Annotated in this window: 14 protein-coding genes; 4 read left to right on the forward strand and 10 right to left on the reverse strand. The window is 60.3% G+C overall.

What is annotated here, in order from left to right:
• The 4 genes from BMX59_RS01835 (at position 1) to cmoB (ending at position 3,078) form a co-directional block, all read left to right on the forward strand.
• Positions 1-675, forward strand: coding sequence for a lysoplasmalogenase (locus tag BMX59_RS01835; RefSeq protein WP_092240957.1), 675 nt, complete (start codon positions 1-3; stop codon positions 673-675).
• A 135-nt stretch (positions 676-810) separates the two neighbouring features.
• Complete coding sequence (locus tag BMX59_RS30015; protein ID WP_139212839.1) at positions 811-1,221, forward strand: hypothetical protein; 411 nt, start codon at positions 811-813, stop codon at positions 1,219-1,221.
• Between the two features lie 160 nt (positions 1,222-1,381).
• Complete coding sequence (gene cmoA, locus BMX59_RS01840; protein WP_093119564.1) at positions 1,382-2,125, forward strand: carboxy-S-adenosyl-L-methionine synthase CmoA; 744 nt, start codon at positions 1,382-1,384, stop codon at positions 2,123-2,125.
• Positions 2,122-3,078: a tRNA 5-methoxyuridine(34)/uridine 5-oxyacetic acid(34) synthase CmoB gene (cmoB, locus tag BMX59_RS01845; RefSeq protein WP_092240953.1), complete on the forward strand. Its 957-nt coding sequence runs from the start codon at positions 2,122-2,124 to the stop codon at positions 3,076-3,078. Before cmoA ends, cmoB begins: the two co-directional genes overlap by 4 nt.
• Positions 3,079-3,220: 142 nt before the next feature.
• Here cmoB and tadA read toward each other — a convergent pair whose 3' ends face one another.
• From tadA to lptF, 10 genes are all read right to left on the reverse strand, one after another.
• Positions 3,221-3,718 carry a tRNA adenosine(34) deaminase TadA gene (gene tadA, locus BMX59_RS01850; RefSeq protein WP_093119568.1) on the reverse strand — a complete coding sequence of 166 codons (498 nt, stop codon included), beginning with the start codon at positions 3,716-3,718 and terminating at the stop codon, positions 3,221-3,223.
• On the reverse strand, positions 3,718-5,100 hold the full coding sequence (locus tag BMX59_RS01855) for a multicopper oxidase family protein (RefSeq protein WP_139212840.1): 1,383 nt from the start codon (positions 5,098-5,100) through the stop codon (positions 3,718-3,720). The genes tadA and BMX59_RS01855 overlap by 1 nt, the downstream gene beginning before the upstream one ends.
• A gap of 130 nt (positions 5,101-5,230) precedes the next feature.
• Positions 5,231-5,974: a pyridoxine 5'-phosphate synthase gene (gene pdxJ, locus BMX59_RS01860; protein ID WP_093119575.1), complete on the reverse strand. Its 744-nt coding sequence runs from the start codon at positions 5,972-5,974 to the stop codon at positions 5,231-5,233.
• A 51-nt stretch (positions 5,975-6,025) separates the two neighbouring features.
• Positions 6,026-6,715 (reverse strand): DNA repair protein RecO, encoded by a 690-nt coding sequence (recO, locus tag BMX59_RS01865; protein ID WP_058425777.1) that lies wholly within the window; start codon positions 6,713-6,715, stop codon positions 6,026-6,028.
• A gap of 163 nt (positions 6,716-6,878) precedes the next feature.
• Entirely contained in the window at positions 6,879-7,781 is a 903-nt protein-coding gene (gene era, locus BMX59_RS01870) for a GTPase Era (RefSeq protein ID WP_033902448.1), read from the reverse strand.
• A complete protein-coding gene (rnc, locus tag BMX59_RS01875) occupies positions 7,774-8,463 on the reverse strand; it encodes a ribonuclease III (RefSeq protein WP_012722401.1) in 690 nt (229 codons plus the stop codon). Before rnc ends, era begins: the two co-directional genes overlap by 8 nt.
• A gap of 150 nt (positions 8,464-8,613) precedes the next feature.
• Positions 8,614-9,468, reverse strand: coding sequence for a signal peptidase I (lepB, locus tag BMX59_RS01880; protein WP_071488638.1), 855 nt, complete (start codon positions 9,466-9,468; stop codon positions 8,614-8,616).
• 5 nt (positions 9,469-9,473) lie between these two features.
• Positions 9,474-11,273, reverse strand: a complete 1,800-nt coding sequence (gene lepA, locus BMX59_RS01885) for a translation elongation factor 4 (RefSeq protein ID WP_003188853.1) — start codon at positions 11,271-11,273, stop codon at positions 9,474-9,476.
• A gap of 151 nt (positions 11,274-11,424) precedes the next feature.
• The gene (gene lptG / locus BMX59_RS01890) at positions 11,425-12,504 is read right to left on the reverse strand and encodes an LPS export ABC transporter permease LptG (RefSeq protein WP_071488637.1); all 1,080 of its coding nucleotides are present in this window, start codon (positions 12,502-12,504) and stop codon (positions 11,425-11,427) included.
• Entirely contained in the window at positions 12,497-13,615 is a 1,119-nt protein-coding gene (gene lptF, locus BMX59_RS01895; RefSeq protein ID WP_093119577.1) for an LPS export ABC transporter permease LptF, read from the reverse strand. The genes lptG and lptF overlap by 8 nt, the downstream gene beginning before the upstream one ends.
• Positions 13,616-13,886: the final 271 nt, after the last annotated feature.

Here is a 13,886-nt window from a genome sequence, read left to right on the forward strand (position 1 = left end):
ATGCCCTGGCTGATTCTTGCGTTGATGGGCGCCGGCACTTTTATCTACGGCCTGAGCACCCATGCCACCTTGCTGTGTCTATTGGTCAAGCCGCTGCCGGTACTTGCGCTGCTGGGCTGGCTGCATGATGCACCGCCCACCGACTATAGACGCTGGATCAGCCTTGGGCTGATTTTTTCCCTGGTGGGCGATGTGCTGCTTGCCTGGCCCGGCGACCTGTTTATCTTTGGCCTGGGGGCGTTCCTGTTTGCGCACCTGGCGTATCTCAAGGCCTATTTCAGTGATTGCCGCCGCCTGGCGCTGCTGCCGCTGGTATTGGCGCTGGGCATGGGGGTTGTGCTACTGAGCATCCTGATCTCGCACGGCCTCGGTGATTTGCTGATCCCCGTGGTGGTTTACGCCGCCGTGATCAGCGCGATGCTCTGGCGAGCGTTGGCACGCCTGGGCAGCGAAGTGCCAAAACGCTCGGCTCTGCTGGCGGCGGCGGGTGCCGTGTCGTTTGTGTTTTCCGACACACTGATTGGCATCAATCGGTTTGTGGTGGCGTTCGATGCGGCCCCGTACTTGCTGATCACTAGCTATTGGCTGGGCCAGTGGGGAATAACAGCAGCGGCATTCTCTCCAACCGCTACTCAGCCATTCGCGAATGTACCAACGAAAGAACTTATTGATTAGATCAACGCTAACATTTATAGCCAAAACTTCTACAACACTGTCATTACTAACAGTATCCGACCTCTCGAATCAAGAATAGCCTTCCTACTACTCGGCAAGTCAAACCTCATTCACCGAAGATGGGAGTCTTGAATCATGAGCACAGCACAACCTAAAGGACAAAAAGCAACGGGACGCCTTACGGGCACCATTACCAGGAATGATCAACCGACAGCGTTCAATGGTACAGATCACTATATATATAAAGACAACAACGAACTTGAGATTTACTCAGGCGAAGAAACTCCCGGAGGAGCTTGGAAATCAATAAGTTTGAATCTGGACCCAAACATTACAGCAGGCACACATAAGCTAGGTTCTTTTTCAAGTTTTCGGAGCGCCACGGTCGTTCCAGGCAACACTGATGTTCTTCTAAACTACTCGGGCACTCTGGATATAAAACCCGACCATGCAAATCGACATTACACTGGCAGCATTTCTCTCTCTGCAAAAAACAATGGCTCAGATACCTACCAGATAGAGGCAACGTTTGATCTCAAAGAATGAAAGTAGCCAACGCCAGCAATCATCCACTTTAAAAACTGTGCTCGCCTCATAAGCGAGTGCAGTTTTTTTCTGAATCGATGATGTCTTTCAGACAAACCGCGCACGCCCCCTTCAACCTGGCTAAAATACTGGCCTTTCCCAGATCAATGCCGGAACAGCCGTGAGCAAAGAACCCGATCGCCTATTCGCCCAGCCCCTGCCCCAGGTGCCGGACTTCGCCTTCAACGAAGACGTGGTGCGGGTGTTCCCGGACATGATCAAGCGCTCGGTGCCCGGTTACCCGACCATCGTCGAGAACCTCGGCGTACTCGCGGCGCAATTTGCCCAGCCCAACAGCGTGCTGTATGACCTGGGCTCGTCCCTCGGCGCCGTCACCCAGGCCCTGCGCCGCCATGTGCGCACCGACGGTTGCCGGGTGATCGCGGTGGATAACTCGACAGCCATGGTCGAGCGCTGCCGTGAGTACCTCAATGGCCAGGACTCGATGTTCCAGGAGTTGCTGCCGGTCGAGGTGATCGAGGGCGATATCCTCGCGCTGCAATTTGCCCCGGCCTCGGTGGTGGCGCTGAACTTCACCCTGCAATTCATTGCCCCCGATGAGCGCCTGGCGTTGCTCTCGCGCATCCGCCAGTCTCTGTTGCCGGGTGGTGCGTTGATCCTCTCGGAGAAGCTGCGCTTCAACGATGCCGAAGAACACGCGCTGCTCACCGACCTGCATATCGCGTTCAAACGCGCCAACGGCTACAGCGAACTGGAAATCGCCCAGAAGCGCAGCGCCATCGAAAACGTCATGAAGCCCGACAGCCTCGAAGAACACCGCGAACGCCTGCTGGCAGCCGGGTTTTCGAAAGTCGTGCCGTGGTTCCAGTGTCTTAACTTTGCCTCGTTGATTGCCTTGCCATGATTGATCTTTCCCCCCTCGCCCGCCATCTGGTCGGCACTCCCCTGGCCGTGTGGGCCCAGGGCCTGCAAGCGCAGCTCGACAGCAAGATGGAAAAGGGCCATGGCGACCTGGAGCGTTGGCAGAGTGCGTTGGATGCGCTGCCAAAGATCCAGCCCAGTGACGTGGATTTGCTCAACGGCCTGACACTCGATACCGACTGCGACGATGACACCCGCGCGCAGATGCACACTGCATTGATGGGCCTGAGCCCGTGGCGCAAAGGGCCGTTTAACCTGTTCGGCGTGCATGTGGACACCGAATGGCGCTCGGACTGGAAGTGGTCGCGGGTTGCGCCGCACCTGAACTTGAAGGGCAAACGTATCCTCGACGTAGGCTGCGGCAACGGTTACTACATGTGGCGCATGCTTGGCGCCGGCGCTGACAGCGTGATTGGCGTGGACCCGAACTGGTTATTCTTCTGCCAGTTCCAGGCGGTACAGCGCTACCTGTCCGAGCCCAGGGCCTGGCACCTGCCGTTCCCGTTCGAAGACCTGCCGGCAAACCTGGAAGGCTTCGACACAGTGTTTTCCATGGGCGTGTTCTACCACCGTCGTTCGCCGATCGAACACCTGCTGGCGCTGAAAGACACCCTGGTCAAAGGTGGCGAACTGGTGCTGGAAACATTGGTGGTCGAAGGCGATCAGCAACAAGTGCTGGTGCCGGAAGATCGCTACGCGCAGATGCGTAACGTGTGGTTCCTGCCCTCAGTGCCGGCGCTGATGCTATGGCTGCGCCGTGCAGGCTTCACTGATGTGCGCTGCGTGGATGTGAGCGTGACCACCGTCGAGGAACAGCGCGGGACGGAGTGGATGAAGTACCAGTCGTTGAGTGACTTCCTCGATCCCGAAGATCACAGCAAGACCATCGAAGGGCTGCCGGCGCCGATGCGGGCGGTGATCATCGCCAGGAAATGACGCTGATACCTCACTGATAAAATAGAGTTCCAAATGTGAGAGGGGGCTTGCCCCCGATGGCGGTGCATCAGTCATAAATATGCTTACTGACACACTGCTATCGGGGGCAAGCCCCCTCCCACCTTTTGATTTCCAGCGTCGTTTAGAGAGCAGATTTGGCCCGGCGGGCCTTGAAGAACTCGCTCAAGACCGTCCCGCACTCCTCAGCCAGCACCCCGCCTTCAAACAACACTCGATGATTCAGAAAGCCCTGGGTAAAAAACTGCCCCTGGCTTTGCACGACTCCCGCCTTGGGCTCCAATGCGCCATACACCACCCGCGCAACCCGCGAATGCACGATCAAACCGGCGCACATGCTGCACGGCTCCAGGGTCACATACAGCGTGCTGCCCACCAGGCGGTAATTGCTGATGGCTTGCGCGGCGGCGCGGATGGCGACCATCTCGGCGTGAGCGCTGGGGTCGTTGCCGCTGATCGGGCAGTTGAAGCCTCGGCCGATGATCTCACCGTCCTGCACCAGTACCGCGCCGACGGGCACTTCTCCCAGCGCGGCGCCTTGGGCGGCGAGGGCCAGGGCTTCGCGCATGAAGTCCTGGTCGCGGCTGCGATCAATGATTGCGGTTGGGCGGATCTGGCGCATCACGCCACCTCGATGGCGGCCATCAGGCCGGTTTCCATATGGTCGATCACGTGGCAATGGAACATCCAGACGCCTGGGTTATCCGCCACCAGTGCCACGCGGGCACGCTCGTTCTTGCCCAGCAGGTAGGTGTCGGTGAAATACGGGATCACCTTGTGCCGGTTCGAGGCGATCACCTTGAAGCTCATGCCGTGCAGGTGGATCGGGTGCTGGTACTGGGTCATGTTCTTCAATTCGAAAATGTAGCTCTTGCCCTTATCCAGCTTGGCAATCGGGCGGTCGGCGCACGTCTTGTCGGTGATGTCCCAGGCCTTGCCGTTGATCTGCCACAGGCTGGGTGGCTTGCCGTTGTCGGTGTTGACCGAGACCGAACCCACCCACTCGAAATTGAAGTTGAGTTTCTCGGCATTGGCCAGGTCCGGTTCGCTGATCGGGTTGGCGGGCAACGCAGGCGGCCATTCGCCGGGCGCATCGGTGTTGGCGACCGAACGGAAGGTGCCGAGGCGTACCGGGCCGTTGCGGATCGACAGTTCCTCACCCACCGGCGGCGCCTTGATCGCCAGGCAGATACGCATGCCCGGGCCCAACCAATATTCCTTGCCCAGGGGGCGTGGCTCGATGGGGTTGCCGTCCAGCGCGTAGATCTGCGCTTCAACATCCGGGATGTTGATGCGATAGGTCAGGGTGTTGTCGAGGTTGAGCAACCGCACGCGGGTGATCTGCCCGGCCGGCAAATCGATCACCGCCTGGGACACGCCGTTGATCGTCGACAAGCGCCCTGCCGTACCGCCCCGGGCCGCCTCACGCGGGATACTGAATGCGACGAAAGCCCCCTCTTCGTCTACATGCCAGCTTTTCAGGCTGAGGGTGCGCTCGTGCTTGAAACCGGTGGGTTCGCGCTCTTCGATGATCAGCGGGCCAACCAGGCCACGGCCAAGTTCTTCGCTGCTGTTCACGTGGGGGTGGTACCAGTAGCTGCCGGCGTCGGGTACGCGGAATTTGTAGTCGAAGTATTCGCCGGGCAGGACCGGCAATTGAGAGACGTAGGGCACGCCGTCCATTTCCAGCGGCAGGCGGATGCCGTGCCAGTGAATGGTGGTGGCGACCGGCAGGTGGTTGATAAAGCGTACCCGCAGCCATTCGCCCTGGCGCACCCGCAACTCGGTGCCCGGCGCCGAAGGGCCGAACGCCCAGGCTTCGGTCTTGTGCCCTGGCACCAATTCCACGTCCAGTGGCGCGGCGATCAGCTCGTAGTCGTGCCCCGCCTCGGCTTCGGCAACTTTCCCCAGCCAGTAGCGGTAGCCGCCACCGGCACCGACGCCCACTACGGCCAGGCCTGCAAGACCACCCAGGATTTGTCGACGGGAAAAGGATCGGGACACAACAACCTCACGTATCGGCCGCAGGCCCAAGGCCTGCAAAGGGCAGATACGATACACCTGCAACGGCTAAACAGTAAGGGTTCGCATGTGGGAGGGGGCAATCCCTCCCACATTGCAACTGCATCGTTGTTTAGTGCTTGGCGGCAGCCAGGATCAGGGCTTTCATTTCGGCGACAGCGCCTTTGAAACCGACAAGCAGCGCATGGGCCACCAGCGCATGGCCGATGTTCAGCTCGTTGATACCCTTGATCGCGGCCACGGCTTCGACGTTATGGTAATGCAGGCCATGGCCGGCGTTGACGATCAGGCCTTGCTTGAGGCCGCAGCTCACACCGTCGATGATGCGTTGCAGTTCCTCGGCCACTTCGGTGGGTGTGGTGGCGTCGGCGTAGCGGCCGGTGTGCAGCTCGATCGCCGGTGCACCGACACGACGCGACGCTTCGATCTGGCGCTCGTCGGCGTCGATGAACAGCGAGACTTCACTGCCGATCTTCGACAGGCGCTCCACGGCGGCTTTGATCCGCGCTTCCTGGCCGGCCACGTCGAGGCCGCCTTCGGTGGTCAGCTCCTGGCGGGTTTCCGGCACCAGGCAGATGTGTGCCGGGCGGATGCGCTCGGCGAACTGCATCATTTCTTCGGTAACGCCCATTTCGAAATTCATGCGGGTTTGCAGCACATCCTTGAGCAGCAGCACGTCGCGCTCCTGGATGTGGCGGCGGTCTTCGCGCAGGTGCACGGTGATGCCGTCGGCGCCCGCTTCTTCGGCGTCCAGCGCGGCCTTGACCGGGTCAGGGTAACGGGTGCCCCGGGCCTGGCGCAGGGTGGCGACGTGGTCGATGTTGACGCCAAGAAGAATGCGATTGCTGGTGCTCACGGAAGCGCTCCTGAAAAGGGAAAGAAACGCCGCACAGCATACACGGGGTTGTCAGGGCTTTCGAAACAACTCGCGGCTGACCAGCGGCCGTCCGCCCAGGTGCACGGCCAGGGCCTGGCGCATCAGGCGCTTGGCGGCGGACAAGGCGCCGGGCGCCGTCCAGTCCGCTTCGCTCATGGCCAGCAGCTCGGTGCCCTGGAACAGGCCAGGTTGCAGCAGGTACACGCGCTCCAGGCCGGCGTCCACTTGCAGGCGATACATACCATCGGCGGCGATGGGCTCGCCGTGCAGGTCGTTGGCCAGTTCGAAGCCGTAGCCCAGGTCGTCGAGCAGGCGCCATTCGAACGCACGCAGCAAGGGTTCCAGGGGACGGCCTTCGGCCAGGGCGAGCAAGGTGGCAGCGTAGTGATCGAATACTGCCGGGTGCGGGTCTTCGGCGGGGAGCAGGCGGATCAGCAGTTCATTGAGGTAAAGGCCACTGAACAGCGCATCGCCGTTGAGCCAGGCCGAGGTACCCACGCTTTCCATGCGGCCGACGTTTTTCAGCTCACCCTTGCCGCGAAACTCCACGTCCAAGGCCACGAACGGCCGCGCCAACGTGCCCGCCTTGCCCCGTGCACTGCGCAAGACGGCGCGCAGGCGGCCTTGGGGCGTGAGGAAGTCCACCAGGGCGCTGGTCTCGCGGTAGGCGCGGCTGTGCAGGACGTAGGCAAGTTGGCTTGGGGGTGGGGATTGGGACATGGCTGCTCACTGCTGGAATGCACTTTTGAAAACGACACAAACCTAATGTGGGAGGGGGCTTGCCCCCGATGGCAGTGTGTCAGTCACTTATTTGTCAACTGACCCACCGCTATCGGGGGCAAGCCCCCTCCCACATTTTCAGCCCCGCGGTGCATTCAGGACCTTACAGGTCGCCATAGCCCAGGGAACGCAGTGCACGCTCGTCATCGGACCAGCCGCCCTTCACCTTCACCCACAGGTTCAGCATGATCTTGGAATCGAACAGCAATTCCATGTCCTTGCGCGCCTCGGTGCCGATGCGCTTGATACGCTCGCCCTTGTCGCCAATGATGATTTTCTTCTGACCGTCACGCTCGACGAGGATCAGCGCATGGATGTGCAAGGTCTTGCCCTGCTGCTTGAACTCTTCGATTTCCACGGTGATCTGGTACGGCAGCTCCGCGCCCATCTGGCGCATGATTTTCTCGCGCACCAGTTCAGCGGCGAGGAAACGGCTGCTGCGGTCGGTGATCTGGTCTTCCGGGAAGAAGTGCTCGTTCTCCGGCAGGTGCTCGGCGATCACGCGCTCCAAGGCATCGAGGTTGTGGCCGTGCTGGGCCGAAATCGGGATGATCTGGGCGTTCGGCAGTTGTTCCTGCAGCCAGCTCAAGTGCGGCATCAGCTCGGCTTTGTCTTCGATACGGTCGGTCTTGTTCAGCGCGACGATCAACGGGCCGGTGACGTACTGCACGCGCTCCAGGACCATCTGGTCTTCGTCGGTCCACTTGGTGCGGTCGACCACGAAGATCACCACGTCGACGTCTTTCAACGCCGCCGAAGCGGTCTTGTTCATGTAGCGGTTCAGGGCTTTCTCGCCACCTTTGTGCATGCCTGGGGTGTCGACGTAGACCGCTTGCACGGTGCCTTCGGTCTTGATGCCCAGCATGTTGTGGCGGGTGGTCTGCGGCTTGCGCGAGGTGATCGCCAGCTTCTGGCCAAGGATGTGGTTGAGCAACGTGGACTTGCCCACGTTCGGGCGGCCGACGATGGCAACATAGCCACAGCGTGTTGCGGTTGAATCAGTCATGGCCATTCTCCACGCCCAGGGCAATCAGTGCTGCGGCGGCCGCTACCTGTTCGGCAATACGGCGGCTCACACCCTGACCTCGGCTTTTTTCGTTCAGTAAGGTGATTTCACATTCCACGAAGAACACGCGACAATGGGGCTCACCCTGGATATCCACCACTTCGTAGCGTGGCAGTTCGCACCCGCGGGACTGCAAAAATTCCTGCAGGCGGGTCTTGGGATCTTTGTTGGTGTCGACCAGCGTGAGGCTTTCGATCTCGGAAGTCAGCCAGGCGGTGACACGTTCCTTGGCGGCTTCCATGCCGGCATCGAGGTAGATGGCACCGATCAGCGCTTCAAGGGCATCGGCCAGGATCGACTCGCGACGAAAACCGCCACTCTTCAACTCGCCGGACCCCAGGCGCAGGTACTCGCCCAGGCCAAAGCCACGGGCCAGCACGGCCAGGGTCTCGCCCTTCACCAGGCGCGCACGCAGGCGCGACAACTGGCCTTCACGGGCTTGGGGGAAGCGCTCGAACAGCGCCTCACCGGCGACGAAGTTGAGGATGGCATCACCGAGGAATTCCAGGCGCTCGTTGTTACGCCCGGCAAAGCTGCGGTGTGTGAGGGCAAGGACCATCAGTTCCTGGTCCTTGAAGGTGTAGCCGAGCTGGCGCTCGAGACGTGCTAGAGAAACGGTCACGGTTTATCCATATCTAGTTGGTGGCACCGGCGGCCATCGACGATTGACGCAGTGTTCAAATTCAAATCCTGGTTGGTGCCGCATGAGGCAGGACCGATTTGTCCCCACCCCAGAAAAGCATTCGGCGCTGTGATCACAGCGCCGCCTGTATTACTTGATCAGCCCGATCCGCGAGAAGTTCGGCAGGTGGCTGAGTTTGGGTTCCGGCCAGCTCATCCAGACCGCAAAGGCCTTGCCGACGATATTCTGGTCGGGAACCATGCCCAGCAGGTCCTTGGGAATGTTGGGGTCATCCCAGTACCGGCTGTCATTGGAGTTGTCTCGGTTGTCGCCCATCATGAAGTAGTGCCCGGCCGGAACCTTCCACTGCCCATCAGGCTGGGCACGGTAGCGGCTCATTTCCTTGCGGATTTCGTGCTCCACCGCACCGAGTTTTTCCTGGTACAGCTCGGCGCTGCCCAGGCTGTTCGGCTCGGAACCCAGCAGCTTTTCAGCCACCGACTCACCATTGATGAACAGGCGCTTGTCACTGGTGTAGCGAATCACGTCGCCCGGCAGACCAACCACACGCTTGATGTAATTGACGTTCGGGTCGCTCGGGTAGCGGAACACCATCACATCGCCGCGCTGCGGGTCACCGACTTCGATGACCTTCTTGTCGATCACCGGCAGGCGAATGCCGTAGGAAAACTTGTTCACCAGGATGAAGTCGCCCACGTCCAGGGTAGGCTTCATCGACCCCGACGGGATCTGAAACGGCTCCACCAGGAACGAACGCAGCACCAGCACGATGAACAACACCGGGAAGAACGACTTGCCGTATTCAACCAGCAAAGGCTCTTTGTTCAGCTTCTCGATCACCACGCCATCGGGCTGGCTGACGCTGCCCTGATAGGCCGCGATAGCCGCCCGCCGACGCGGGGCGAAGAACACCAGATCGAGCAACGCCAGGAGACCGCAAACGGCAACGGCGATGACCAGCAACAGCGGGAAATTTAGCGACATAGGACCTAACTATCCAACCTGAGCACCGCAAGGAAGGCTTCTTGTGGAACTTCCACGTTACCTACTTGCTTCATGCGTTTTTTACCGGCCTTTTGCTTCTCAAGCAGCTTGCGCTTACGGCTTACGTCACCGCCGTAGCATTTGGCCAGTACGTTCTTTCTGAGTGCCTTGACGGAGGTCCGCGCAATGATCTGCCCGCCAATGGCGGCCTGGATCGCGACGTCGAACATCTGGCGCGGAATCAGTTCTTTCATCTTCTCGGTCAACTGGCGACCTTTGTAGTGCGCGTTGTCCTTGTGCACGATCAGTGCCAGGGCATCGACCTTGTCGCCGTTGATCAGTACATCCAGTTTCACCAGATTAGCCGATTGGTAACGGTCGAAATGGTAATCCAGCGAAGCATAGCCGCGACTGGTGGATTTGAGACGGTCGAAGAAGTCCAGCACCACCTCGTTCATCGGCATGTCGTAGGTCACTTGGACCTGAGTGCCGAGGAACAGCATGTCGCGCTGTACGCCACGTTTCTCGATGCACAGGGTGATAACGTTGCCCAAGTGTTCCTGCGGCACCAGTATATTGGCGCGCACGATCGGCTCGCGCATGTCTTCGATCGCCGAGAGATCCGGGAGCTTGGACGGGTTGTCGACGTAAATCGTTTCACCGGTTTTCAGCAACAACTCAAAAATAACGGTCGGCGCAGTGGTGATCAGGTCCAGGTCGTATTCGCGCTCGAGGCGCTCCTGGATGATTTCCATGTGCAGCATGCCCAGGAACCCGCAACGGAAGCCGAAGCCCAGGGCGTCGGAGCTTTCCGGGGTGTACTGCAACGACGAGTCGTTGAGGGTCAGCTTCTGCAAGGCTTCGCGGAAGTCTTCGAAATCGTCAGAGCTGACCGGGAACAGGCCGGCGTAGACCTGCGGCTGGATGCGCTTGAAGCCTGGCAGCACGTCGACGTCCGGCGTGGAGCTCAGCGTCAGGGTGTCACCTACCGGTGCGCCGTGAATATCCTTGATACCGGCGATGATGAAGCCCACTTCACCGGCTTTCAGATCAACGGTCGCGGTGTGCTTGGGGTTGAATACCCCGACGCTGTCCACCAGGTGGATCTTGCCGGTGGACTTGACCAGGATCTTGTCGCCCTTCTTCACGCGGCCATGGCGCACGCGCACCAGGGAGACAACGCCCAGGTAGTTGTCGAACCAGGAGTCGATGATCAACGCTTGCAGCGGATCTTCGTAGTTGCCGGTCGGCGCAGGGATGGTGTGCACCAGGCGCTCGAGCACTTCGTCGACACCCAGGCCGGTCTTGGCGCTGCAGGTGACGGCGTCGGTGGCGTCGATGCCGATGATCTTCTCGATCTCTTCCTTGACGCGCTCAGGCTCGGCCTGGGGCAGGTCGATCTTGTTCAGCACGGGCATGACTTCCAGGCCCTGCTCGATCGCGGTGTAGCAGTTGGCAACCGACTGCGCCTCCACGCCCTGGCCGGCGTCCACCACCAGCAGGGCACCTTCACAGGCCGCCAGGGAACGGCTGACTTCGTAGGTGAAGTCGACGTGGCCCGGAGTGTCAATGAAGTTCAGCTGGTAGGTGATACCGTCTTTGGCCTTGTAATACAGAGTAACGCTGTGGGCCTTGATGGTGATGCCGCGCTCGCGTTCGAGGTCCATGGAGTCCAGGACCTGGGCTTCCATTTCGCGCTCGGCAAGGCCACCGCACATTTGGATAAACCGGTCGGCCAGCGTCGACTTGCCATGGTCAATGTGGGCGATGATGGAGAAATTGCGGATATGACTCAAATCACTCACGGATCAACACTCAAAAAGGCTGCAGGCAGATTGCCCGCTGAAAAATAGCCGGGAATTGTACCTGATGCTCAGGCCAGACGTCATCTTTGCTGACCAGAACAAAAATGCCCCGATCTCTCGACCGGGGCATTTTTTGATCATAAGCGCGACATCAGCCAGCTCGACGCAACAGCCAGAACCCGGCCAGGGCGCAGATGCCGGTGGGCACCAGCACCGCAAACAGCGGCGAGAAGCCAAACACCAGGCTCGAAGGGCCAAGCAGGTCCTGGGCGATGCGGAAGGTGAAGCCCACCAGCACACCCGTGAATACACGCTGGCCCAGGGTCACCGAACGCAGCGGGCCGAAAATGAAGGAAATCGCCATCAACACCAGCGCAGCGGTCACCACCGGTTGCAACACCTTGACCCAAAATGCCAGCCAGTAGCGGCCGTTGTTCAGGCCCTGGTCCTTCAGATAGTGGATATAGCCCCACAACCCGGAGATCGGCAGGCTTTCCGGAATCATCACCACGGTATTCAGCAACTCCGGCTTGAGGGCGATATCCCATTCCTGGCTCGGTACGTTGATCACTTCGGTGCTGGCCTTGGTGCCTTGGCCAATATTGCGGAAGTAGGTGGTGGTTACATCGCTGAGTTGCCACTTTTCGCCACCGTACTGCGCACGTTTGGCGAAGCTGGACTCCAGCAGGTGACGCTCCTTGTCGAACGTATAACGGGTCACACCAATCAACAGTCCGCCGGGCTGCACGGCGTTGATATGGATGAACTCATCGCCCTGGCGGTGCCACAGACCATGCTTGGAGCTTTGCGCATCGCCTGACCCCTGGGCCAGGGCGCGATTGGCCTGGGCAGTGGTTTCGGCTGGTGGCGCGACGTATTCGCCGATCAGCACGCTGCAGGCCATCAGCAGCAGCATGGGCTTCATCACCGCCCAGACGATACGACCAATGGACACGCCGGCAGCGCGCATGATGGTCAGTTCGCTATTACTGGCCAGGCTGCCCAGCCCGATCAGGCAGCCGATCAGCGCGGCCATCGGCATCATGTCATAGAGGCGACGCGGCGCGGTGAGGGCCACGTAGCTCAGCACGTCCCACACGGTGTAGGTGTCGCTGACATTACTCACTTCATCGATGAAGGCGAACAACGACGCCAGCCCGAGGATGATGCCCAGTACCGCCAGGATGGCGATCAGTACGCTGCTACCAATGTAGCGATCGAGCTTAGCCACGAGCCAACTCCTTCTGGCCACGACGGCTCTTCAGTTTCAAACGGATCGGTTCCCAGTAGAGCAGCCCCAGGCCGATCACCAGGAACATCCCGTGCACCGCCCACAGGCCCAGGGCCGGCGACAACTTGCCCTTCTCCAGGGAGGTACGGGCGGAAATCAGGATGGTCAGGTAGGCCATGTACAGCAGGATTGCCGGCAACAGCTTGAGGAAGCGGCCCTGGCGCGGGTTGACGCGAGACAGCGGCACAGCCATCAAGGTCACGATGAACACCAGCAGCGGCAGGGAGAGTCGCCATTGCAACTCGGCGATGGAACGCAGTTCCTTGCTGCCCCACAGATCAGGCGTCGGGATGGCATCACGGTCGGTGACTTCGTCGCTGATGTCCGGACGAGCCAGCATCACGCCATAGGTGTCGTACTTGATCGCGCGGTAATCGGCCATGCCCGGGCTGCCGTCATAGCGGTAGCCATTTTCCAGGATCAGGTAGCGGCTGCCATCAGGGCGGACTTCCTGGCGCCCCGAATCGGCCACCAGCACGGAAATGCCACGGTCTTTCTTGTCCTGGCCCAGGCGTTTCTCGGAAATGAACACGCCCCCCAGGTTGGCGCGGTCGTCGGTCAGGGTTTCGGTGTAGGTCACCCGGGAACCGTCATTGAGCGCCTGGAAGCGACCGGGCTCGAGGGTGTCGAACTCGGTCATCGCGTCCTGCTTGTTCAGCACCAGCTGGAACTGCAGGGCACCCTGGGGCGCCAGACTCAGGCTCAGCCAGGCCACGATCAGCGCGATGCCGGCGGCCGGGATCATGGTCATGCCCAGCAGGCGCTGCTGGCTCATGCCGGTGGCCGAGAGCACGGTCATTTCGCTTTCGAGGTACAGGCGGCCATAGGCCAGCAGTATCCCGAGGAACAGGCCCAACGGCAGGATCAACTGCAGGAAGCCCGGCAGGCGAAAGCCCATGATCAGGAACAGCGAACCCGGGTCGAGGGCGCCGGAGGCAGCCTGGGCCAGGTATTTGACGAAACGACCACTCATGATGATGACCAGCAGCACCGCACTCACGGCACTCAGGGTCAACAGGACTTCGCGGGACAGATAACGGAAGACGATCAAACCAGACACTCCAGTGTTGTCAGGCTAAGGCGGCCAAACAAGCAAGCATACCGAGACAGCCCATTTACACAGGGCCGGCTAAAAAGATGGCGCATTATCCTGTGATTGACCGCGCCTGTCACGGAGCTTGCTCGTGCACACGCACAAAGCGTGCACCAAGGGTTGTCAGGCTCCGTCGGCGAGGTTCAAACTGCGGCCTTTGTCGCCGGCGGCTTACACGGCTGCCTGGTATTAAAGCCGGAGTACAGACTCCTGGCTAACCGACCTTTAT

It is taken from the genome of Pseudomonas sp. NFR09, from assembly GCF_900111535.1.
GTDB lineage: Bacteria > Pseudomonadota > Gammaproteobacteria > Pseudomonadales > Pseudomonadaceae > Aquipseudomonas > Aquipseudomonas extremorientalis.